The organism is Martinezella sp. CNPSo 3732, assembly GCF_057784515.1.
This window is the reverse complement of the sequence record NZ_JBXSOO010000009.1, coordinates 59,191-81,395: the sequence shown is the minus strand read 5'-3', so window position 1 is coordinate 81,395 and position 22,205 is coordinate 59,191. Positions and strand designations below refer to the sequence as shown.

16 protein-coding genes are annotated in these 22,205 nt (G+C 59.5%); 10 read left to right on the top strand and 6 right to left on the bottom strand.

All coding sequences use genetic code 11. The annotated features are described in order from the left end of the window. Positions 1-131: 131 nt before the first annotated feature. The 4 genes from lysA to AC13RM_RS16880 form a co-directional block, all read right to left on the bottom strand. A complete protein-coding gene (lysA, locus tag AC13RM_RS16895; RefSeq protein WP_374820387.1) occupies positions 132-1,376 on the bottom strand; it encodes a diaminopimelate decarboxylase in 1,245 nt (414 codons plus the stop codon). Positions 1,377-1,488: 112 nt separating this feature from the next. After that, positions 1,489-2,670 (bottom strand): PLP-dependent transferase, encoded by a 1,182-nt coding sequence (locus tag AC13RM_RS16890; RefSeq protein ID WP_374820385.1) that lies wholly within the window; start codon positions 2,668-2,670, stop codon positions 1,489-1,491. 15 nt (positions 2,671-2,685) lie between these two features. Next, a complete protein-coding gene (locus AC13RM_RS16885) occupies positions 2,686-4,056 on the bottom strand; it encodes an MATE family efflux transporter (RefSeq protein WP_374820383.1) in 1,371 nt (456 codons plus the stop codon). After that, positions 4,056-5,207, bottom strand: a complete 1,152-nt coding sequence (locus AC13RM_RS16880; protein ID WP_374820381.1) for a GNAT family N-acetyltransferase — start codon at positions 5,205-5,207, stop codon at positions 4,056-4,058. The genes AC13RM_RS16885 and AC13RM_RS16880 overlap by 1 nt, the downstream gene beginning before the upstream one ends. 325 nt (positions 5,208-5,532) lie before the next feature. Between AC13RM_RS16880 and AC13RM_RS16875 the strand changes: the two genes are divergently transcribed. The 8 genes from AC13RM_RS16875 to fhuB all read left to right on the top strand — a co-directional run bounded on the left by AC13RM_RS16875 (position 5,533) and on the right by fhuB (position 16,632). Beyond that, on the top strand, positions 5,533-9,510 hold the full coding sequence (locus tag AC13RM_RS16875; protein WP_374820379.1) for an amino acid adenylation domain-containing protein: 3,978 nt from the start codon (positions 5,533-5,535) through the stop codon (positions 9,508-9,510). A 32-nt stretch (positions 9,511-9,542) separates the two neighbouring features. Beyond that, positions 9,543-10,862, top strand: coding sequence for a lysine N(6)-hydroxylase/L-ornithine N(5)-oxygenase family protein (locus AC13RM_RS16870; protein ID WP_374820377.1), 1,320 nt, complete (start codon positions 9,543-9,545; stop codon positions 10,860-10,862). Further along, positions 10,863-11,582: a 4'-phosphopantetheinyl transferase family protein gene (locus tag AC13RM_RS16865; RefSeq protein ID WP_374820375.1), complete on the top strand. Its 720-nt coding sequence runs from the start codon at positions 10,863-10,865 to the stop codon at positions 11,580-11,582. It begins immediately after the preceding gene. A gap of 164 nt (positions 11,583-11,746) precedes the next feature. Further along, positions 11,747-12,337 (top strand): sigma-70 family RNA polymerase sigma factor, encoded by a 591-nt coding sequence (locus AC13RM_RS16860; RefSeq protein WP_374820373.1) that lies wholly within the window; start codon positions 11,747-11,749, stop codon positions 12,335-12,337. A 59-nt stretch (positions 12,338-12,396) separates the two neighbouring features. Next, positions 12,397-12,870, top strand: a complete 474-nt coding sequence (locus AC13RM_RS16855) for a GNAT family N-acetyltransferase (RefSeq protein WP_374820371.1) — start codon at positions 12,397-12,399, stop codon at positions 12,868-12,870. A gap of 66 nt (positions 12,871-12,936) precedes the next feature. Further along, entirely contained in the window at positions 12,937-13,749 is an 813-nt protein-coding gene (locus AC13RM_RS16850) for an ATP-binding cassette domain-containing protein (protein ID WP_208409221.1), read from the top strand. Next, entirely contained in the window at positions 13,739-14,644 is a 906-nt protein-coding gene (locus tag AC13RM_RS16845; protein ID WP_374820369.1) for an iron-siderophore ABC transporter substrate-binding protein, read from the top strand. The genes AC13RM_RS16850 and AC13RM_RS16845 overlap by 11 nt, the downstream gene beginning before the upstream one ends. Beyond that, complete coding sequence (gene fhuB / locus AC13RM_RS16840) at positions 14,641-16,632, top strand: Fe(3+)-hydroxamate ABC transporter permease FhuB (RefSeq protein WP_374820367.1); 1,992 nt, start codon at positions 14,641-14,643, stop codon at positions 16,630-16,632. The genes AC13RM_RS16845 and fhuB overlap by 4 nt, the downstream gene beginning before the upstream one ends. Positions 16,633-16,766: 134 nt before the next feature. Here fhuB and AC13RM_RS16835 read toward each other — a convergent pair whose 3' ends face one another. Both AC13RM_RS16835 and AC13RM_RS16830 read right to left on the bottom strand, forming a co-directional pair. After that, the gene (locus tag AC13RM_RS16835; protein ID WP_374820365.1) at positions 16,767-17,348 is read right to left on the bottom strand and encodes a dienelactone hydrolase family protein; all 582 of its coding nucleotides are present in this window, start codon (positions 17,346-17,348) and stop codon (positions 16,767-16,769) included. A gap of 200 nt (positions 17,349-17,548) precedes the next feature. Beyond that, the gene (locus AC13RM_RS16830; RefSeq protein WP_374820363.1) at positions 17,549-19,738 is read right to left on the bottom strand and encodes a TonB-dependent siderophore receptor; all 2,190 of its coding nucleotides are present in this window, start codon (positions 19,736-19,738) and stop codon (positions 17,549-17,551) included. Positions 19,739-20,034: 296 nt separating this feature from the next. On the opposite strand from AC13RM_RS16830, the gene AC13RM_RS16825 reads away from it, so the two are divergent. Continuing rightward, positions 20,035-20,943 (top strand): alpha/beta hydrolase, encoded by a 909-nt coding sequence (locus tag AC13RM_RS16825; protein ID WP_113228851.1) that lies wholly within the window; start codon positions 20,035-20,037, stop codon positions 20,941-20,943. Positions 20,944-21,191: 248 nt separating this feature from the next. Continuing rightward, positions 21,192-22,175, top strand: a complete 984-nt coding sequence (gene bcsN / locus AC13RM_RS16820) for a cellulose biosynthesis protein BcsN (protein WP_374820361.1) — start codon at positions 21,192-21,194, stop codon at positions 22,173-22,175. Positions 22,176-22,205: the final 30 nt, after the last annotated feature.

Here is a 22,205-nt window from a genome sequence, read left to right as displayed (position 1 = left end):
GCGGCCAGAGATGATAAGAGAGCAGTCGGACACGACACATGAACGTGGCCACTATATTCATTTCGCAATCGCGGAAAAGCCCCTGCTTGGCCGAAGTGGAGTCTCTTCCTTCGCGTTGAAATCGGCTGCGCCTAGATTGCTTCCAGCACGAACAGCTCATCCAATGTCTGGCGCCTGCGGATCAATCGATGCGTCTCGCCGTCGATCAGCACTTCTGGCGCATAGAGACGGCTATTGTAGTTCGATGACATGGTTGCGCCGTAAGCACCGGCGCCATGAAACACGAGATAGTCGCCGACATGGGTTTCGGGCAGATCGCGCGTTTCTACCGTGCCATTGTCCGTCTGCGTGAAAACATCTCCCGATTCACAAAGCGGGCCTGCGACGACGGTTGGGAAGAGTGTTCCGGCAGCATCGCGAGGCGTCTTGCCAGGAATGACGGAGATGTGATGGTAGCTACCATACATGGCCGGTCTGGCGAGATCGCTGAAACCCGCATCGACAAGGACGAAGCGGTTGCGGCCCATCATCTTGACGGCCCTGACTTCAGCAAGCAATAGGCCGGAATCGGCGGTCAGGAAGCGGCCCGGCTCGATCTCCAGTCGGATCGGATGGCCGAAATGAGTCTCGATCTCGCGCCGGGCCTTGTCCCAGAGCGAAAAGTAATGAGCAGGGTCGATCTCTTCCTCACCTTCCCTGTACGGCACAGACAGACCGCCGCCGGCCGAGATGGCCTCGATATCGACATCCAGCGCTCGGCAGAAGCCGATCATCGCACCGCAGACACGCTGTAGGTGCCCATAATCGACGCCGGAACCGATATGCATGTGCAACCCGACGAGCTTCAGCGAATATTGCCGCGTCAACGCTACGGCCTCCAGCAATTGCTCGAACCAGATTCCGTGCTTGCTGGTTTCGCCGCCGGTGTTGGTCTTTTTGCTGTGGCCATGCCCGAAACCGGGATTGATGCGCAGCCACACACGATGCCCCGGCGAACGCTCACCCAGCTGATGCAGCATATCGATGGAACCGATATTCACCTCGACCTTGTCGGCAATGACGCGTTCCAACGTCGGTCGGTCGAAGACGTCGGCGGTGAAGACGATCTCCGCATCTCCCGACGCATTGCCGGCAGAAAAACCCGCCCGCATCGCCCGCTCGATCTCGCCAAGCGAAACAGCATCGACCCGCACGCCTGCTTTGCGCATCTCTTTCAGGATATGAATGTTCGAACAGGCCTTCTGCGCATAGCGAATGACGTCGAAGGCGGAGAGTTGCGCGATGCGGCGGCGGATCGCGGCAGCATCATAGATCCAGAGCGGCGTTCCATATTCGGCGGCAAGCGCGCTCAGCGTTTCGTTGGAAGGGATGGTCATCTTGTCTCGATCGGGTCAGGGCGGGGCGGGAATGGATCAACAATGAATAATAGTATGGGTGGAGCGACCGTGTCACTCCACCCCTTTCTGAATACAAGAGTGCTGCAGCTGGCTAGCGCCCCGCGGCGGCAAGGGCCTGCTCGAGATCGGCAATGATCTCCTTGGCTGAGTGCAGTCCGACGTTCAGGCGGATCGTTCGGTCGCTGACACCGAAGCGCGCGAAGACGTTGGTCTCCGGCGAGATGCTGAGTGCTGCCTTTGCCGGCACCACGAGGCTTTCCGGTCCGCCCCAGCTGACACCGATGCGAATGAGGCGCAACGCATCGACGAAATCGGCCACATCGACGTGGTCCGAGACCTCGAAGGAAAACAGCCCACCGAAGCCGCTGAAAGTACGTTTTCCCAGATGATCGCCGAGTGCCGGATGCATGACGTTGGTCACATCCGCATGGGCATCGAGCCAGGACGCCACTTCGAGCCCGGCTTCATGATGATGGCGCATGCGGAATGGCAGTGTCTCTAAATTACGCAGGACGAGCCATGCTTCGAACGGCGCGAGCTTCGCTCCGGTGTAGGGATAGATTTCGCTGTTGATCCGGCCAATATGCGCTTTCGAGCCAGTAACCAAACCTGCCACCGTGTCGCTCTGTCCGCCGAGATATTTCGAGGCGGCGTGAATGACGATATCGATACCGACGGAGAGAGGCTTCTGAAAGAGCGGCGTTGCCCAGGAATTATCGACCATCGTTATAACGTCATGGCGGCGAGCGGCTTCGGCGATCGCGGTCAGATCCTGCAGCTCGAAAACCATCGAGGTCGGGTTTTCGAGATAGGCAAGCTTGGCACCCGGAAGCGCGGCAAGCATGGCTTGCGTATCGGTACCGTCGATATAGTCGATGACAACGCCAAAGCGCTTCAGGACTTTTTCGAAGAAGCGGAAAGCATCGCTATAGACGTGCCGCACGGTGACGATACGGTCACCGGGTCCGACGAAGGCGAGAACTGCAGCAGCAATTGCACCCATGCCGCTCGAAAAGGCGCGTGCCTCTTCCGCACCTTCCATCTCGGCGATCTTGCGCTCCAGAAGCCGCACGGTCGGATTGTCGCCGCGCGAATAGATCGGCTTCTTCGAACGCCCGGCGAACACGTCCTCGAGCTCCTTGTAACTATCGAACAGGAAGAGCGATGTCTGATAGATCGGCGGCACGGCGGCATCGAAGGGATCATCGCGCGGCGGCATCAGCGCGTCTGGAATGGCGTGGCGGTAGGCATCGAATCTCGGCGTCTCGTTCATGGCGTTCCTCTTGAGTCAGGAGTGAAGTATCGATTGGTCAGCAAGGCGGCCGGGTGCATCGACCGGCAGAATGGCGAGCCATTCCCGCCAGCAGACAAAACCGCCGAGCATGGCAGCAAGGATGGCAGCGGTAGCCACGGCGGCTGAAACGCCGGCAAAGCCCATCCAAAGCGGCAGCAGGAGCAGAAGCGGGATCAGCAGATAGCCCTGCGGCGCAAGCCCCACGAGCGCGGACAGACCCGCCCTGCCCCGCGATTGCAGCATGACGAGCAGGACGGATTGAAAGGCCGCAAGCGGAAAGATCGGAAAAAGAGACCGGAGCCAGGCGACGGCCTCATCCACGACCTCCTGGCTATCCGTAAACAGGCGTGCGATCGGCTCGGCAGCCAAGAACAGCAGAATAGAATAGAGCAATGCGACCGGTATCGTCACAGCCAGCATGAACCGGATAACGGCTTTAAGCCGCTCGGCATCGCCGGCGCCAAAGGCGTGACTGACGACACTCTGGGCACCGAGGCAAAAGCCGAACAACGGAAGCTGTCCTAAGGTCATCAGACGGATGGCAATCGCCGTTGCCGCGACACCTTTATCGCCGCCATGCACAGCGGCCTCCCGCATCAGGACCAGAAAGCCGAGGCCCGTGACAATGCTTGTTGCAGCAGCGGGAAGGCCGATCCGCGCGATCGGCCAAAGCAGTTGCCAGCATATCGCCCCGCCGGTTACGCTCACCGTTCCCCATCGGCGCAGAAAGTAGACGGCATAGCATGCAAGGGCTGCAATGGACGACACAATGGTCGCCAGGGCCGCGCCGGACGCGCCGAGCTTGAAGAGGAAGATAAAGACCGGGTCGAGAACCGCGTTCAAGGCGAAGCTCGCGATCAGCACGATCATCGAGAAGCGTGAATTGCCCTCGGCGATCGCTACGAAATCGCAGATAGCCTGCAAAAGCCCGAGTGTCAGACCAAAAGCAAGCAGCTGCCCATAATCGAGCCCAGGAGCGAGGAGATTGTCGCTGGCGCCGAGTGCGCCGACAAAATCCGGCAGGCCGAGATAGATCAGAATCGACAAGAAAATACCGAGCGGGATCGTCGCCGCGAGCGCTGTCGTTGCAACCGAGGCCGCAGCTTTGAGATTTCCTTCACCAAGGTGACGCGCAAGCAGCGTCGCAAGCCCGATACCCAGCCCCTGACCGGCGGCCGCGACAAGCAGAAACAGCGGCATAACCAAACTGGTGCCCGCCAGCGCGTCCGAACCAAGCGCTCCCAGAAAGATCGCATTGATCGCATGATGGCCGGCACTGGCGGCAAGTCCTGCCACGGCCGGAAGCGCGACCGCCAGAACGAGCCGCTTGACGCGCGGATCGTTCATATCGACGGCTGTTTTCATCAGGCGCCCCGCGCCAGCGAGCCAAGGACAGGCTGCCCATCCTCAGTGGGCAAGCCGGTAAGATCCGGCAGCAGCAGCCGATCCATGAAGAAGCGCTCGCGCAGGAGCATGACCAGCAGCGCCTTCTTGTGCGGGAACTGAATATGCTTGACCTTGGCGAAGCCGGAACGGTCGAGATTGCGGATCTGTTGGGTGTGATGATGAATCGGTTCGCCGACGATACGTCGCGTGCGCGGATCGGCCAGGAACATGTAGTGCATCAGCGACGGAAGCCAGGCGCTGACGAAGGCTTTCCCGCGGAAATCGTCCTCGCCGATCGCCACATGCCAGCCGCGGTCATAGCCGTCGGCGTCGTAATGCGGTCCGATCCTGTCTTCCTTCGCCCAATAGAGTTCGAAGTAACCGAAGGGCACGCCGCCGAAGGTCCCGATTAGCGGCAGCGTGCGGGGATCGGCAAGACGACCGGCGATGAAATCGCGATGATAGGAAAGATCGCCGCTATCTTCCCATATGGCGGCGACCCTCGGATCGTTCATCCAGCGATGGAAATGCGGAAGATCAGCCTCTATATCGGCGACATGGAAGCCAAGCTGGGTATTCAGCCAGGGAATGAAGCGGCTATAGACACGACCGGCGGGCTTCGGCGGCCGCTGCGGATGAAGGGCACCATTGGTCAGGGTCGGCAATTCCGGATAGGCCTTGGGCGCACGTCCGAGCCAGGATCTTGCCTGCTGGAAAAAGGATTCCGGCCGCACGATCAGGCGCTCGCCGCGCCGTTCGATCGCGCCGGTTTCCAGCAGTCGCCTTGCAAGATCCTCATCCGCAAGCGCGATCTCGAAGCAAATCAGATGCGGATTGCATGCCAGAACGGCTTCCGACACGGCGTTGACGATATCCTCGTCAGAAAGCGGCGGGACCGCGGTGGAGATTGTATCGAAGACGAGGAGATTGGTGGCCGGACCCGATAGATGACCTGAGGCCACCTTCACCCCGTAGTGCTCGACGCGGAAACTCCCCGGTGCATGCCCTGCCGATATGATGAGCGGCTGGCCGCAGGCAAGCGCGCTGCTCTCGAAGCCCGAAGCTGGCAGGCACAGATCAAAGGATTTCTCCGCCGTCCCATCGCTCCTGATCGCCAGGGAAGCATCCATCTTTCATCTCCATGTCTTCGGAACCACGCCGGTTGATACTGCAGACTAAACACAGCGCTAATTCTGCGGTGACGAACGACGTCAGTAAAAATTCAAAATATTTTCCAAAAAATATTTTTCGAAAAACATCTGAATTTCCCGAAACCCCATTCGTTATGCAGCTACGTCGACGTAATTTTTGGAACATTCGAGTTTATCGACGCCATAAGACATGAATATCGATCGATTGAACTTAATATCTCTTATAGATATTGAGAAGTATACGTTATTGTATTTCGATCGATTGGATATGTATTTCAATACATACAGGGAGAGCGGCGAAGAAATGACTATCCACGATCGCAACGCCAAGGCAGCAAACGATACGGATTATCTCGCCAAATGCTCCCTGTCGCCGACACAGTCACGTATCTGGCTCTTGTCCGAGACTGGTAACGAAGTCGTCTACGGGCGACAAATACTCGCCATCGCGTTTCCTCCCGTCCCTCTTGCTGTCGCGCATCAGAGCCTGTCAAAGCTTTCACGGCAACATCCCCTCATCACCTCGGAATTCGAGGCACGGGCAGGCGGCGCCGTCCAGCAGATCCTGAGGAACGGCCGTTTCGTCGAGATCATCGAGACGAAATTGACTACGGGCGAAAACCTGGACGACGCGCTGACCGCGGCTGCCACGGCAGAACAGGCCCGCCCGATCGACCTTACCGATGGCAATCCGGCCCGCTTCATTCTCCTGACGCAAGAAGCGCGAGTGGTGGGCGCACTATTCTCCCTCCACGCCATCCTTGCCGACGCTGCGGCGCTCGACCTGCTTGCGACGGATTTCCTTCACAACATCGACGGTCATGACCCGGCGGATATCGCAGAGACCGTACTGCCCGACGCCGCTTCATGGATGATTGCCAATGGCGCACCGCGCCTTGCGGCACCGGAACTGGTCGACTTCTGGTTCCAGCGGCTGACGGCTCAGGAGAACATTGCGTCACTCCCGCCGCAAACATCCGCGGGAAAGAACGCGGTCGACGAGGCCTGGTTCGAGCATATGCTTGAAGTGCCGGCACAGTCGTCCGCTGACGCCTCCGACGACATGCTTGCCGCCCTCGGGATCGCCCTGCGACGCCATACCGGATACGGCGCTCAAAGGATCGGCCTGGTCACACGTCCGGAAAGGCAGAAAGTCGCCGCCCGCTGCGAGGACGTGTTGATCCTGACGCCGGAACTTGGCGGCACCATGACGCTCAAGGACGTTCGTAACGCGTTCGCCAAGGAAATCGATACGGCTATCAGGCAATCCCTACCCTTCGAGGCCCTTGCCGATGCGCTGATAAGACGGGACGAATCCTTCGACACCACCGGCCTCGTCAAGACGCTCCTCGATGTGCGTCCGCCCCTGCGTCTCCTGCAAGCGACTTCGAATGAGATCGCGGTGCGCAACTCTGTCGAGCCGCCGGCGCGCCGCGATGCCGATCTGGTCGTCACCGTTTCACCGGCATCCGTCGGCAAACTGCGTATCGGCATCGGCTTCGACCCGCAGAAGCATGATCGAAAGCAGATCATACGCTTCGCCGACGATCTTGCCATTGCGCTTGCGCAGTTGAATGCCAATCCTGGCACGCAGGTCAAACATATTCCCTTCGTGTTACCGGAAGTGCTGGACAGGCTTTCCGCACCCTATCCCGACGCACCGGAGCCCGACGACGGCACGCCTATCCACGAGGTCATCTCCGCACAGGCGAGACGGCGACCGAACGCCTTTGCCGTCGCACAGGGTGAGAAATCCGTGACGCATGGCGAACTCGAAGCTGCCGCCAACCGGCTGGCTCATCGATTGATCGCGATGGGGATCGGCCCGGAAAAGCGCGTTGCCATCGCCCTTGAAAAATCGATCGACGCCATCATCGCCATTCTCGCCGTGCTGAAGGCCGGCGGCGCATTCACTCCGGTCGAGCCGGATCATCCTGAAGCGCGCAATCGTCACATCCTAACGGCCCCGGGCCTCTCGCTCGTCATTTCCCGCGCAAAGCATATCGCCAACCTGCCGAGCGATATCGCGACACCCTATCTCAATCTCGATGTCATCGACCTGTCCACGGAGAGCGCCGACGCGCCGGCAACGATCATTGCCCCACAACAGCTTGCCTATGTGATCTACACGTCGGGCTCGACGGGCGTGCCGAAGGGAGTGGCGGTCGAGCACGGTCCGCTTGCGCATCATTGCAAGGCGACTCTGCGCATTTATGAAATGAGCGAGGAGTCCTGCGAATATCCCGTGCTTCCCTTCACCTCGGACGGCGGCCATGAGCGCTGGATGGTGCCGCTGATGGCAGGCGGCGGTGTGGTGCTGACGCAGGACAAGCTTGCCACGCCCGAAGATGCCTTTGCGGCCATGAAGCGGCACGGCGTCAACAATGCCAGCCTTCCGACGAGCTATGTCCGCGGCCTTGCGGAATATGCCGGCGAGAACACCGAAATCCCGCGGCTACGGCTCTATTCCTTCGGCGGCGAGGCGCTGTCGCAGGCGGTGTTCGATATGATCACCGAGAACTTAAAGGCGCAGCTGTTGATCAACGGCTACGGCCCGACCGAAACGATCATGACGCCGATGATCTGGAAGATCCCTGCCGGGACCCGCTTCGAGGGGACCGTCGCGCCGATCGGGCGCGGCGTGGGCGATCGGCGCATCTATGTGCTCGATGCCGACCTCGCGCCCGTTCCGGTCGGCGTGATCGGCGAAATCTATATCGGCGGCAGCGGCCTGGCACGCGGCTATCTCGGCCAACCGGAGCTGACGGCGGATCGCTTCATTCCCGATCCCTTCTCGCAAGGCGGCAGGCTCTACAAGTCAGGCGATCTCGGCCGCTGGCGCGAAGACGGCATCGTCGAATTCGCGGGCCGCGTCGATCACCAGATCAAATTGCGCGGTTTCCGCATCGAGCCGGGCGAAATCGAAGCCGTGCTGCGCTCCGATCAGCGTGTCGCGGAGGCCGTCATCCTGCTGCACAATGAAGGCGGTCGCAGCTCGCTCGTCGCCTATGTGGTGCCGCGCGAGGGTGAAAGCCTCAGTGTAACGGAGCTGCGCCGGACCGCCATGACGGCCCTGCCCGATTACATGGTGCCACAGACCATCATGCTGATCGACAGGCTGCCGATGGGGCCGAACAGCAAGCTCGATCGTGCCGCCCTGCCCGCACCGCGCATCGAACGCGAAATGGCGCTACCTGCCAACGACAAGGAAAAAGCGATCCTGGGTGTCTGGAAGGATATCCTCGACATCGGCGATATCGGCGTGACGGAGAATTTCTTCGATATTGGCGGACAGTCTCTGATGGCCGTGCGCATCGTCTCGCGCCTGAAGATGCGCCATTCCGAATGGCCGCTGTCGATCGCCGATATGTTCAATCACCCTACCGTGCGCGATCTTGCGCTCGCCATCGACGGCAACCGCGACGAGGCCGGCGTCGATGTCGTCTATCTCAGACGCAACGGCGACCGGCCGGTGCTCTATTGCTTCCCGGGCCTTCTTGTCAGCACACGCGAATATATGCGGCTCGTCGACTATCTCGGCCCGGAACAGCCGGCGACCGGCTTCATCTGCTATTCGCTGACAGAAACCAAGACGCTGAGTACCCGCGTCGAAGATATCACGGCGCGCTACGCCGAAGCGGTACGCAAAAAGGCCAATGGCCGGCCTTGCGCCTTCCTCGGCTGGTCGTGGGGCGGGCTGCTCGCCTATGAAGCCGCCCGGCAGCTCGGCAACGACATCGATCTGCGCATGATCGGCATGGTCGATGTCTGCGACATGGATGAGGAGTTCACCGTCGGCATCATGCCGCGCTTCGAAGACGGCATCCGAGATCGCACTCATGCTGCCGTACAGAGCTGGCTTGCCACCACGCCGATGCGCGAGGATTGGAAAAGGCTGTTCGCCGCCATGAACGAGGAGGTTTACGAACAGTTCCTCCACCATGTCGTCAAGCATAATGTCAAACTGCCGACGGATGGTCCCGATATCGGCTCGGAAGAGCATACGTTCTGGATCCTCATCGACAATGCGATGATCTTCCGAAACTACCGCCTGGAGCAATCCGATTTCCGCATCCATGCCTTTGCGGCCGAGGATTCTCTCACGCGCGCCCTCAACGTCATCGACTGGCGACGCTATTCACCGAATGCCACGGCATCCGAGATCGTCACAGGCACAAACCATTTGACGATCATCGGCAAGACGCCCTTCCACCAGCGCTTCGCCCGGCGGCTCGACCATGCCTTTGCGCCGGCGCCGCTATCCAAAGACACCGTCAAGTAACCCCCTCTTCGACATCATTCTGGAGCTGCATCATGACATCGCACGTGCTCGACCTCGCCGGGGCCGGTATCGGTCCCTTCAACCTCAGCCTTGCCGCTCAGCTCGATTCCATACCGCAACTTTCCGTCCGCTTCTTCGAGCGGCGCCCATCCTTCGCATGGCATCCGGGAATGATGCTGCCGGGCGCGGAAATGCAGACATCCATTCTGAAGGATCTGGTGACGGCCACCAACCCGACAAGCCGCTGGAGCTTTCTCTCCTATCTTGTTGCGCACAAACGTTTTTATCAGTTTCTCAATGCGGAATATGAAGCCGTTCCGCGCAAGGAATTCGCAGACTATCTCGGATGGGTCGCGCGCGGGCTGACCTCGCTCCGCTTCGGCGCAAGCGTCCGAGAGGTCCATGCCAATGACGGTTTTTTCTCCATCGCCACCGACGATGGCGCTATCAGCGCCCGCAATCTTTCCGTCGGCGTCGGCAAGATTGCGTCCCGTCCGGCCTGGGCCGAACAGCTGCCCAAATCCATGACCTTCCATAGCAGTGAAGCGACGCAACGTATCGGTGATATCAAAGCGCCCCGTCTAGCCGTTATCGGCGGCGGCCAAAGCGGCGCCGAGATCGTCGATGCGCTCCTGGACCTGAACGCCGTTTCGTCCATTCACTGGATCAGCCGCCGGCCAAATTTCGAGCCGCTCGATGCGACGCCATTCACCAATGAGCTCTTCACGCCGGGCTATATGGAGCGCTTCCACGGACTGCCCGAGGAGCTTCGGCTCACTCACACGCGCCGGCAGGTGCTGGCGAGCGACGGCGTTTCCGCCTCCACCTTGAAAAAGCTCTATCGCCGGCTCTACGAGCGAAAGCTCGATGCAGGCGGCCACCCCGATCACGGCATATCGCTGCGCCCCTTCCGCAACGTCATCGCAGCCGAGCAGGATGGTCCCGAAATCACGCTGACTATGCGCAACGGTTTCGATGACAGCATCGAAACGCTTGTTGTCGACATGATCGTCTTTGCAACCGGCTATCGCTTTGTGCTTCCGAAATTCCTGCATTCGCTCGAAAATCGCATCGAACTCAACTCCATCGGTGAACCGGTGCTGGAAAGCGACTTCTCGCTGGCATGGGACGGGCCGCGTGACAACCGCATCTTCGTTCTCAATGCCGGACGCCATAGCCACGGTATTGCCGAGCCGCAGCTCAGCCTTGCCGCATGGCGCAGCGCGGTCATCGCCAACGCGTTGCTCGGCCGCCAGCATTTCGATCTCGATCAGCTCGATCCCATCGTACAGTGGGAAACGCACGGACAGCCCTCGAACCTGCCCTCTCACATGGGACAGGCAGCGGAATAGGTGAAGACGGGCCAATCGGGGGAAGAGACGGCGCAGGTAGAGCTTCATAGCCTGTACCTGACTGACGGCCTTCCCGTACCGGACTCGATTTTGAGCGAGGCAGAAAAAGGCCGTGCCGCAGCATTCAGATCATGCTCAGCGCGGCGTCTTTTCGTTGCCGGACGGGTCCTGTGCCGAAGCATTATCGCCAATCTGCTTGGCTGCGCCCCGCAAGCACTTTGTCTTGCGATTACCCCTTCCGGCAGACCCTACCTGCGTGACTACCCCGACATCGACTTCAATCTGTCACATACGAAAGACCACGTAGCGCTCGCGATCTGTCGCGGCGGCCGCATCGGCATCGATATCGAGCGCCTCGACGCATTTTCGGAGAAGGAGGCTTCCGAGATCATGCCGATGATCCTTTCCGAACAAGAGCTCAATCAGGTGCATCAATTGGATGAGCGACATCGCCGCGATGTTTTTCTCGCCTGTTGGGTCCAGAAAGAGGCTGCGTTGAAATGCTTCGGCCAGGGTTTTCTGGCCGACCCGCAAAGCGTGATATTGATGCCAGGAGATACAACCTTTGAAAGCAAAAGTCAGATGTCGGGCGAAGCATTTTTCATCCATTCCGGCCGGATCAGCAATGGAGAAAGCAGGGATTTTCAATGGGCTATCGCGACATCAAGGGCTACAGCAAGACCAAAATGGCAGCATCACAAAAGCGGGATTTTCTTCTAGATCGGCAAAAAAATTAAAATAAAATCAGTCGGATAAGCCTCGATTTAGGACATGCTTCACTTTTCGACTCCGCTATCTTGACTATCATTGTCATGTTTTATAGGTTCCCTCTCAAAAAGAGGGGCACACAGAAATGCAACTTTGGATTTCAGCGAGAGCCCGACATGATTGCCAACCATTCGCAGTCGACTTCCAATGAGCAACTCCAAACAGCACTTCATGCCTATCCGAAGCTCCTCTCCGTCGCACGCAGGATCACCGGCTGCATGAGCTTGGCAGAGGATGTCGTGCAGGAAGTTCTCCTGCAGCTGGTCTCAAAGCCGCTGAAGGAGGATATAGCGGCTCCCACGCCCTATGTGATGCGCATGGTGCGCAATCTGGCGACCGATCATATGCGGCGCCGGCAATATGAGCGCGGCCTGTTCGTCGAAGAGGAAGTCGGCGGCAATACCTCCGCCTATGGAAGTCCCGAGGAACACCTTCACGAAGCCGAAGCCTATAAGGCCTTCCGCTGCACGGTCGAATCCATGCCCGCTAGAACCCGAAAATTCTACGAGGAGCATTACTTCGACGATATCCCTCAGAACATCATTGCCAAGGAGGCTGGCGTGTCCTGCGCCCTCGTTTGCGGCCTTCTGCGAGAGGCGCATTCGCGGTGTCTCGCCGCAATTTCGCTCGAGGCCGATCATGCTTGCGCCGCCGGCAGCGGCCACAGACGAAACCGAACAACACGGGTGCGGGAGATACGGGCCTGATGGTGGTTCGCCACCATCCCCCGCGAGCCGCGCCCCACCGCCAGGAAAGGGAAGAATAGATGCAGGAAGCCATCGAGATAACCAAATCCAAAGGCGTCATCTGTCGTGACATCATGTCGGAATTGACCGACTGGTTTACCGACCCCGATGTCATCGAAGCCTGCGCGGGTGCCGTGGAGACCCTGCCGATGTTCGGCTGCGTCGAGGCGGATACCGTTGCCGGCTTCGTTGCGCTGCGCGCCCATCCGCCGGCCGCCATGGAGATTCTTGTGATAGCAACCAGGCGCCGGCACCATCGCAGCGGCGTGGGCAGGCGATTGCTGGCCGCAGCCGAGACCTTTGCCCGCTCTTCCGATTGCAAGCTCCTAACGGTCAAGACGCTTGCGCCGCGCGGCAGGGACGAACCGCAATATGAAAAAACCCGCGCCTTCTACGATAGAAACGGCTTCATCCGCGCCGAGATATTCCCGACCCTCTGGCGTGAAAGCGATCCGTGCCTGTTCTTCGTCAAGCCATTGACCTCGCTAAACTAACCCGGCCAGCTGCGGGCCATCGGAATTTCACGAAGCGAGCATGCTTCAGCAGGAATGATAATGATCATGAAAGACGAAACGATCACCGGAAACGGTCACAATCACGCAACAGTCTTCACGACGGAAGGCCTGCGTTTCGAGGTCGATGGCAAAACCATTCTTCACCCGCTCGATATCAGCTTCAAGGCGGGCGAGATTTCCGGTCTGATCGGCCATAACGGCTCCGGCAAATCCACGCTGATCAAACTGCTGGCCCGACAGATTCAGCCGACCGGCGGGCGCGTCCTGTTCGATGGCGTGGCCGCCAGTTCTTATGACATGCGCACCTTTGCCCGCGCCGTCGCCTATCTGCCGCAGGACACCAGTTCCGCTGCCGGCATGACCGTCGAGGAGCTTGTCGCCTGCGGGCGTTATCCCTGGCATGGCGCGCTCGGGCGGTTCACCGATATCGATCGGGAAAAAGTCGAGACCGCGATGAAGCTCACGCATGTCGATACGCTGGCAGGCCGGATGGTGGATACGCTCTCCGGCGGCGAGCGTCAGCGTGTCTGGATTGCCATGCTCGTCGCTCAGGACAGCCGCTGCCTGCTGCTCGACGAGCCGACATCGGCACTCGACATAGCCCACCAGATGGAAATTCTCGGCCTGGTGCGCGAGCTTTGCCGGACGAAGGATCTGAGCGTCATTCTCGTTCTGCACGATATCAATGTCGCGGCACATTTCTGCGATCATCTGCATGCGCTGAAGCAAGGGCGCCTCATTGCGGCAGGCCCGTCGCCGAGCCTCATGAAGGCCGAAACGCTCAATACGATCTACGGCACCAATATGGGCGTCACCGCCCATCCCGTGCATGGAACGCCGCTTGCCTATGTCATCTGAAAGCAGCTTCGAGACCCTGATGCTTTCCCGGCGCACGCTGCTTGCCGCGGCGGCACTTTTTGCCATTCCGCAAGTGGGAGTAGCCGCAGAAACTATATCCGGCCCGATCGTTTCCCTCGATTATGGCCTGGCCTCGACATTGCTGGCGCTCGGCGTCACGCCGGCCGCTATTGCCTCTCTTGCGGATTGGGACACATGGGTCGTCGAACCGAAAATGCCTGGAGGTGTCATCGATCTCGGCACCACCAGCGAGATCAATCTTGAGGTCCTGGCAAGCGTCAAGCCGGCACTGATCCTGACCACGCCCTATCTCGCGCCTTTGAAGCCGCAACTGGAGGCAATTTCGCCGGTCCTGGAACTGACGATCTATGCCGAAGGCGGCGAGGCTTTGTCACGCTCCATCGAGGCGACGCGTCGGCTGGCCGACGCCATCGGCCGGCAGCGACAGGCGGAAGAATTCCTTGCCCGGTCGGACCAATTCTTCGATGACTGCGCAAACCGCGTCAAAAAGCTCAACCCTCCGCCCTTGGCGCTCATCAATTTTGTCGACGGGCGCCATGCCCGCATCTATTGCGGCGCAGGCCTCTACCAGAACGTCATGACCAGGATCGGCCTCAAAAACGCCTGGACCAGGCCGGGCGATTACTGGGGCTTCGAGACGATCGGGCTGGAACAATTGGCGACGCTCGATCAAAGCTTGCGTCTGATCGCATTCGAACCGCTGCTTCCGCCCAACGTGCTCGACAATCTGCAGGATAGTCCGCTATGGACCAGCCTTCCCTTTGTCCGAGCCGGGCGGGTATCAGTGCTGCCGGGCACCTTGATGTTCGGCATGGTGCAGGAGGCGCAGCGTTTCGCGCGCATATTGTTTGACCATCTGGAAACATTCGCATGATCCGCACCGAAGCAAATAACGTCCTCGGTGCTCCAGCCGTGGCTCTGACGCTGTTCGCGCTCGCCAGCCTGCTTGCCTGGCATCAACTGGCGCCCGATCTCTCACGCTTGTTCGAGCAGGGAGCAGGTTACGATCCGCAGCGCCTACTGCTTGTCTATTCGACCCTCCCGAGAATCGTCACCGCTTTGCTGGCCGGTACCGCACTCTCGCTGTCGGGAAGCCTGCTGCAGCAGGTGCTGCGCAATCCGCTTGCCTCGCCCTCCACACTTGGCATTTCCGCAGGCGCCAATCTTGCGCTTGTTGCCGTCATGCTTGCCTTTCCCGCTCTTCAGGGCCTCAGCCGCGACGCAGTTGCCCTGTTCGGGAGTGCCGCCGCGGCGGCAGTCGTCTTCCTGATCGGCGCAAGACGCGGCTTTTCGCCGTTGGCGCTGGTGCTCGCCGGCTTGATCGTCGGCGTCTGGAGCGGAGCGCTTGCTGCCATTCTCATCTTGATGAACGATCGCTATCTCTCCGGCCTTTTCATCTGGGGCGCCGGATCGCTGGCGCAGCAAAGCTGGACCATTCCGCTATCCCTTCTCCCGAAAATCGCCATCCTGTCTGCCGCGGCCTTGCTGATGGCGCGGCCGCTTGCACTCATGGAACTTGGCGATAGCGGCGCGAGCGGACTTGGCCTATCGGTCAAGCGCACGCGCATTGCTGCCGTTTGCATTGCAATTGCACTTGCCGCGATCGTCACCAGTGCCGTGGGCGTTATCGGCTTTATCGGCCTCATCGCGCCGCGCATCGCCCAGCTTGCCGGCGCCCGACAGATGAAGAGCCAACTCGTCTGGTCACCTCTCATCGGCGCAGGATTGCTGCTGCTGACCGATGAAGCCCTGGTGCTGCTTTCCGGGGCCTCTTCGACCTTCCTGCCGACGGGTGCCATCACAGCGCTCTTGGGCGCGCCGTTGCTACTCCTGATGCTGCCGCGTTTGAAGACCGTTCAGCGCAGCGCGCCGTCTCCCTCTCAGAATGCGAACCGCGCCTTGCATACGCCGCGCGTACTCTTGCTTGCATCAGTTCCGGCGCTCGTCCTTCTCCTGGCCGCAGCGGTCCTCTTCGGGCGCGCACCGGATGGAACATGGACGCTGCTTGCCTATCTCCATTGGCCCGACGTGCTGCCCTATCGTCTTCCTCGCATCGTCGGCGCCTTTGCTGCGGGTGTCATGCTTGGCGTCGTGGGCGCTATCCTGCAGCGGCTCAGCGGCAACGAGATGGCAAGTCCGGAGGTTCTGGGTATTTCGGCAGGCGCCACGCTCGGCGTCACCGCCGCTCTCTTTCTTCTGCCTGCTCCCGGCATGGCCGCTCAACTGGGCTTCGGCGGTATCGGCGCCTTCGCCGTGCTCATCGCCATCTTCCTGTTCGGCATCCGGTCCGGTTTCGCGCCGGAACGGGTACTTCTGACAGGCATCGCGCTCGGTGCCATGCTGGATGCCTTCATCAGCGTGCTGGCCGCGAGCGGCGATCCGCGCGCAATCATCGTGATGCAGTGGATGAGCGGATCGACTTATCTCGTTGATACACCAAAGGCAACCTCTGCGATGATGGCGGCAATAACAGGCCTTGCGCTTGCCTTTCTGGCCCATCGCTGGCTCGACCTGCTGCCGCTTGGAACCCAAGCGGCGCAGGCAATCGGCATTCGCGTCAACTTCGCGCGGGCCTGCCTCTTTGCGCTTGCCGCAGCCATGACCGCAGCCGCTACCCTCGTCGTCGGGCCTTTGAGCTTCATCGGCCTCATGGGGCCGCATCTGGCACGCGAACTTGGCCTGCGGCGCGCTGCACCCCAGCTTACCGGCGCGGCGCTCGCCGGCGGCGGCCTCATGGTGCTCGCAGACTGGTTCGGCCGAATGATCGCCTTTCCCTACCAGATGCCCGCCGGCCTGGTTTCCGCCCTCGTCGGCGCCCCGCTGCTGCTGATATTGTTGATGAAGCGGCGCAGAACAGCATAGTCTGACGTAGCAGACGCTCCCGGAGCGCGACATATATGCAAACGGGATGCTTGCTAGCCGAAAGCGGGCAGTGTGCTTGTGGTGCTGCACGACCTCTTTTAGGAACCAAGCTCAAACCAAAACACTGGCCTCGATCAGACGCGATCCAGGAACTCAAGCACTCGGCTCGTCAACAGTGCGGTTGCACCCGCATCATACGACGGGAGCGAGCTGTCGGCGAAATAGTGCTGATCGCCGGGATAAAGAAAAAGCTTCGCGTCCTCGACCTTCGCCACAATCTCTCGGGCGGCATCGATATCACCCTCGCCTACGAAGATCAGATCGTTTTCCATTCCGTGAATCTGGACAGGGACTCCATCCGGCCAAGGTCCGAAAGCCCATTCGCCACTGATCGGCAGGCAGGAATGGAAGAAGAGAGCTCCTCGGGCTCCGCGCCGTGTCTGGGCCAGCTTCTGGGCAGGTAGCACGCCGAACGAGAACCCGGCGTAGACGAGCGCAGGAGGCAGCTCGTCGGCAACGCCGGCGCCGCGCTCCCGCATATCGTCGAATCCAATCCCCTCGATATAAGCGAGCCCGTCTTCGATGCTCTGGAAAGTGCGCCCGTCGAATAGGTCAGGCGTGTGCACGATGTGACCGGCGCCCCGCAACACATCAGCGAACGCGCGCACACCCGGGGTCAATCCCTGTGCGTGGTGGAACAAAAGGACCTCGGCCATACGGAACCTTCCTATGGGATGGTCGGGCACATTTTCTGCCAGGCTACAGCCTCATCGCCGCATCGGCAAGAATGTGGATATCCTACGCGATAGCCTCGGGCTGCAAGGTAGCGTTGCTTACAGTAAGGTCGAATTCGGCCGACGAAAGGAGGCTATCGGGCGGAGCGGGCGCCGCGCAAAACGCAGCGCCCGCGGTAGGCTTACCAGCGATATTTCAACGATGCCGTGATGTTGCGGCCCTGTCCGAGGTAGCAATAGCCCTCGTTGCAGACCGTCAGGCGACGGTTGGCGATGTTGCGGACATCGACGGATGCGATCAGGCCCTTATATTTCTGATCGACCGCTCCGAAGTCGTAGGACACGGCCGCATCCAGGTAGACGCTTGCATCATTCTTGTCGGTGTTGGCCGTACTGGTATAGGTCTCGCCGGTATAGCGAATGCCGGCGCCGACGGTCAGGCCCTTTGCGGCCGAATCATCCTGGAACGTATAGTTCGACCACAGGCTGGCAATGTTTTGGGGCGTCACCGCCGGTGCATTTCCGGCATTGTCACCACGCGTGATTTCGGAGTGGTTATAGGCATAGGCGGCAACCACATCCCAGCCATCGGTGATGTTTGCCCTGGCTTCCAGTTCGATCCCCTTATTGGTCACTTCACCGAGCGAGGCATAAATGCCCAACAGCGGATCGACGAGAACCGGCTTGTTCTTCTCCACCAGATGATAGGCGACGGCCGAAAGCAAAATGTCGGTGCCTGGCGGCTGGTATTTTACGCCAAGTTCGTATTGTTCGCCCTTGGTCGGATCGAGGATACTGCCGGAAGCAGACCGCTGTGTGACCGGGTTGAAGGAGGTGGAATAGCTGGTGAAGGGTGCAATGCCATTGTCGAAGAGATAGAGCGCACCAGCCTGGTAAGAAAATGCATTCTTGTTGAAGCTGTCTTTGGTTGTCGTATCAGTGGAGACAATGGTGGTGTCGGTCGACTGCTTCACCCAGGTCTGACGGCCGCCGAGCGTGAAGCGCCACTTGTCGAGTTCGATCTGATCCATGGCGTAGGCGCCGAACTGCTGCAGGCTGGCGTCAACCCGGCTGAAATTATAGGCCGGCGTCGGACCCGATACTCCATAGGTCGGATTGCTTATATCGAAATCATAGGCGGGGCTGGTCGTCGCATCCATCCCGTATGCGAAGGAATCGCTCATACGGGTGTAGTCGAGACCAAACAGCATGGTGTGGGCTGCCGGGCCGGTATCGAATTTGGATTCAAGCTGGTTGTCGATCTGGAAGACATTCATCTTGTCGCCGATCGCGGTCGCACCGCGCTGGGCGACGTCTCCGACCCAGCTGTAGGTGCTGAGATAGCGCGACTTCAGATCAAGATGCGAGAAGCGAAGGTTCTGGCGGAAGGTGAAGCCGCCATCGAACTCGTGCTCGAACTGATAGCCGACCTGCTGCTGCTTGGTCCTTTGATAATCGTAATCCGGGTCGCTGTCGCGATAGTCGAGAACATTGCCGTCGGGGCCGATCATTGCGCCGACATTGGCATCCGTTTCCGTGGATTGCGCCGAGCCATAGATCGTGATTTTCGTCGTATCGTCCGGCTTCCAGGTGAAGGACGGCTGGATCAGATAACGATCGTCGCCGATATCGAAATTGGTGTCACCCTTTCGCGCTAAGCCGACAATGCGATACAGCATGCTGTCATCGTCTTGATTGACCCGGCCGCCAAAATCGAACATCGTCTGGGCACGATCCGACGTTCCATAGAGAACACCGACCTCTCGGATCGTCTCTTCCGTCGGCAGTTTCGATATTTTGTTGACGATGCCACCAGGCGATCCGGCGCCATAGAGCACGGACACCGGCCCCTTGATGATCTCGACGCGATCAAGTGCGTAGGGATCGGTCCGGAACATCGCATAATTCATGTAGGGCTGCCGCAACCCGTCTCGGTAATCGCCGTCGGTCGTAACATCATTGCCGCGAATATAGATCTGGTCGAAACGCGGATCGAAGCCATAGGAGCCGGTCTGGACGCCAGCCGAATAACGCACCGCCTCGGTAATGTCCTGCGCACCGCGCTCTTCCAATTCCTTCCTGGTCACCACCGAAACCGAGCGAGGGGTTTCGATGAGGGCCGTATTGATCTTGGTGGCGCCCTGGCTCTTCTTTGCCGCTACGGTCGTATTGTCGCTTGCGTCACTCGATTGGCCACTGACGACGATCGGCGCAAGCTGGGTGGCATTTCCATTGTTCGCATCGGCCGCAGCATCTTGCGCGAAGGCATTTCCACCTAAAGCAAACACTGTCGCAAGTGCGGTGGCGCCGCTTGCAAGATGGAACCTCTTTCGTGTCAAATTGCTGATATAGTTATGGGATTTCTGCTTCATAAGCCCTTCGCGCCTGCCCGTTTCGGAAAAAGATGGCGCAAATTAGTTCGCAGGCGCAGCCGGCGTCAAGAATACATGAGTACAAGAGTCATATTTTTTATTCGTTTCCACTCTCATGTTGCAGAATGGCTCCGGTGGCCGAAAACCGGATTGCGGAAGACACCCGAAATTACGCTTAGCAAAGCTTTTGGCCCGCTTGCCAGATGGCGCCACCAATAATATGAGAGTTTTAATCATCTTTCTGCAAATATCGGCGTGTTGTTCCAGCGCCCCATAATCGGTCAGCCGGAGAGGCCATGTCTCATACATCATCACACAATGCCGCTTCCATTCTGGCGCCGGCCACCCTTCCCGGCTGCACATTCATTGACCTGAAGTTTGACAATGCCGATCATCCGCACAGGATCTTTCTTTATCGCCCGGACAAACCGGCACCGGCGGAGGGTTGGCCGATCCTATACCTGACCGACGGAAACGCCTGTTTTGCGACCGCCGTCGACGCGCTGAAAGTACAGGCGAGCTATCCCAACGGGACCGATGTCGCGGAAGGGGTCATTGTTGCCATCGGCTATCCCACGGACGAGCCATATGACCCGCTCCGCCGCTCATGGGATTTGAGCCCACCGCCCGGGCGCGTCTATCCGCCATTTTTCCCCGATACGCCGGATGTGAAGACCGGCGGCGGCGAACGTTTTCTGGCGCTCATCGAAAACGAGCTCAAGCCGTGGATAGGGCGGCAGGTCCCGGTCGACCGCTCACGCCAGACGCTTTTCGGCCACTCGTTCGGCGGCCTGTTCACGCTGTACGCCCTGTTTTACAAGCCCGATGCCTTCAGCCGCTGGATTTCAGCAAGCCCGGCAATCTACTGGGAAGATGCCGCTATTCTTTCGATGGAGAGAGAATTCCTCGACAGACACAAAGAGCCGCTCGATACGGAACTGCATCTTTCCGCCGGCCAGTATGAAGGCGAAATCCTCGCGCCCTTCCATAAAGGCACCCCCGAAGAGCAAAAACGACAGGAACGGGCAAAGGAAACACGCACGATAGAACTCGCCCGCGACATGGCGGAAAGATGGGCCAAACTGGCGTCATCCACAGGAACAATCACCTTTGAGGAATATGCCGGAGAGAATCACATGTCGGTCCTCCCGGTCGCGCTGAACCGGGCCGTCCAGATCGCATTTCGAAGAAAGAAATCGATCTGATATTCATAGGCTTGCGGCCTAAAGTTGCAGCTTAATCTCCGATTAGGCATCGCCTTTCGTGCATTCAGCGCGAGGGGCGTATTCTATGTGCATTTCTGGCCTCTTACGGCACCACAATCGGCCAAAATTAACCATCGGTTAACCATAACCACCTTTATTTGCTATAGTGAATACAAGGACTTGATTCCAACGATCGTCGCGCAATTTGCCGATGAATGTGACCACACAGGATTGCCGCGATCTAAGAGATGCATTTTTCAAAGACGATAGCGTTGATGATACTGGCCTGCATGGGCGCTGGTTGCTCCACAACCGGCCAGGTTCGCCAATCGATCGGCGTGGAAACGGTCACAAACGACAAGGCGCTGGCTTTTCCGCCACCCGGCGGACCGGCGATCATAAACGTGGTCGAGCGCAGGCATGCCAAGGATGTCGAGCAGACGATCGCGCTTTCCACCTCGTCTTCCGTCTCAGGCCAAAACTTCCTCAAGGTTCAGTTTCTTGGACTAACGGGTTCCAATCCCGGACTCGGAAGTCGGCCGTTCGATACGATCAGCGACCGTGTGATCGCTCGCGAAATGGCGACCGCAGTACCCGGCGTTCGGCTCGCACGCTCGGCAACCTTCGTCCAGAACAATTACGGCCCGTTCGGCTATGCCTCGGGCCAGAGCCGGGCCGGCGATACATGTCTTTACGCCTGGCAGCAGGTGAAGGCCGGCTTTGCGCCAACCCAGGAGCAGCGCAATTTCGGCATGGTACAGGTGCGCATCCGGCTCTGTGACGCTCACGCGAGCGAGCGCCAGCTGTTGAGCACGGTCTATGGCTATACGATTGCCGGCCATTTTGCCGGCGCCGCACTCAACCCTTTTGGCGCGCCGCGCGGCGCGGATGCCGTCCTCGGTAAGCCCGGCGAACCGGTCTATCCAGACGCCACCCCTTATCGTACCGCACCCATCAGCATCGGTTATCAGAACCGCCCCGTCGCACCGCGTCCTACGGTCGTGCGCCGACCGGTCATGATACAGCCCCAGCCACAGGCGGCGCCAGCTCTGCCGCCGATGATCGGCCCGCGCGTACCGCTGCCGGATGGGCAGACCGATCAATCGCAGACGAATGGTACAGGTGGTGCAAGCTCGATGGCTGCGCCGCCACCTGCAAATACTGCAAGCAATATCGTCGTGCCTTTACCGGACTGTAACGGGGCAACTGGCATATCTCAGGCGTGCCGCTAGCAGGCGGCGCTGCTTGGGGGCGCCAGGATG